The following is a 1,485-nucleotide window of genomic DNA, read 5'->3' as shown; positions in this document are numbered from 1 at the left end:
CAAACCTGCCGCAGGAAGCCCAGGACTCGCTCGCCGCCGCGATCCCGTTCCCGCGCCGGCTCGGTCAGGCCGACGAGTTCGCCGCGCTTGCGCTGCACATGGTCGAGAATACGTACCTGAACGGCGAGGTGGTGCGCCTCGACGGCTCGCTGCGCATGGCGCCGAAGTAAGGCACCGCGCATGTTCGTGAACCGGCGCGACGTCCAGATCCAGTGGGGTGATTGCGACCCCGCCAACATCGTCTACTACCCGCGCTATTTCGCGATGTTCGACGATTCGACCTCGACCCTGTTCGAGGTCGCCGGCTTCTCCAAGCAGGACCTGGTCCGCAAATACGGCCTGGTGGGAATCCCCATGGTCGACACGCGGGCCAAGTTCTACATCCCCTCGACCTATGGCGACTGGATCACCATCGAAACCAAGATCGAGAGCATCAAGCGCTCGAGCTTCGAGGTGAAGCACAACGTCTACAAGGGCGAGGCGCTGGCGATCGAGGGTTTCGAGACCCGCGTTCTGGTCGGCCGTGATCCTGACAACCCCGACAAGCTGAAATCGGCACCATTCCCTGCGGAAATGGTCGCCAAATTCATGGAGAGCTAGGTCTGGAGCTAAATCGCCGCATCACCAAAAGAGGGGGCTGAATTACCCCCCGATTTCTGCTTTCAAAGAAACACGTAAAGGGAGGAATAGATGAAACGCTTTTACCTGACCGCCGCCATCACCGCGGCGACGCTCGCCCTGCCGGCGCTGCCCGCGCTGGCGCAGACCAGCGAAGTCACCATCGGCATCACCACCACCACGACCGGCCCCGGCGCCGCGCTGGGCATTCCCGAGCGCAACGCGCTGGAATTCGTGCCGAAGGAGATCGGCGGCGTGCCGCTCAAGGTGATCGTGCTCGACGACGGCGGCGATCCCACCACGGCGACCACCAATGCCCGCCGCTTCGTGACTGAATCCAAGGCCGACATCATCATGGGCTCGGCGCTGACGCCGCCGACGATCGCGGTCTCCAACGTCGCCAACGAAGCCGGCATTCCGCATTTCGGCCTGGCGCCGTTCCCGATCACGCCCGAGCGCATGAAGTGGTCGGTGGCGATGCCGCAGCCGATTCCGATCGTCGGCAAGGTGCTGTACGATCACATGAAAGCCAAGGGCGTGAAGACGCTCGGCTATATCGGTTACTCCGACTCCTATGGCGACCTCTGGTTCAATGACCTCAAGGCCCAGGCCGTGCCGATGGGCATGACCATCGTCGACGAGGAGCGCTTCGCCCGCCCCGACACCTCGGTGACTGGCCAGGTGCTCAAGCTCGTCGCCGCCAATCCCGACGCCATCCTGATCGGCGCCTCCGGCACCGCGGCCGCGCTGCCGCACCCTTTGCCCACTCTACGATACTGCCCGTGTGGAGAATACCATGCCTGATCTCCCCGACATTCCCCTCCCCGCCGGCATCCGCGCGCGCTATGTCGACGGCATCAACGGCTT

General features: G+C 63.8%; 1 protein-coding gene and 2 pseudogenes. All 3 read left to right on the top strand.

Going from position 1 to position 1,485, the window contains the following annotated elements; genetic code table 11:
- Positions 1-170, top strand: a pseudogene (locus MOV75_RS37800) (3-hydroxyacyl-CoA dehydrogenase); the annotation flags it as partial.
- A gap of 10 nt (positions 171-180) precedes the next feature.
- The gene (locus tag MOV75_RS37795) at positions 181-600 is read left to right on the top strand and encodes a thioesterase family protein (RefSeq protein WP_246925488.1); all 420 of its coding nucleotides are present in this window, start codon (positions 181-183) and stop codon (positions 598-600) included.
- 90 nt (positions 601-690) lie between these two features.
- Positions 691-1,371: pseudogene (locus MOV75_RS37790) on the top strand (ABC transporter substrate-binding protein); the annotation flags it as partial.
- Positions 1,372-1,485 lie beyond the last annotated feature (114 nt).

The organism is Bradyrhizobium sp. PRIMUS42, from assembly GCF_023006515.1.
In the GTDB taxonomy this organism is placed as follows: Bacteria; Pseudomonadota; Alphaproteobacteria; order Rhizobiales; family Xanthobacteraceae; genus Bradyrhizobium.
The sequence above is the reverse complement of the archived record's forward strand: the minus strand, read 5'-3'. Positions and strand labels throughout refer to the sequence as shown.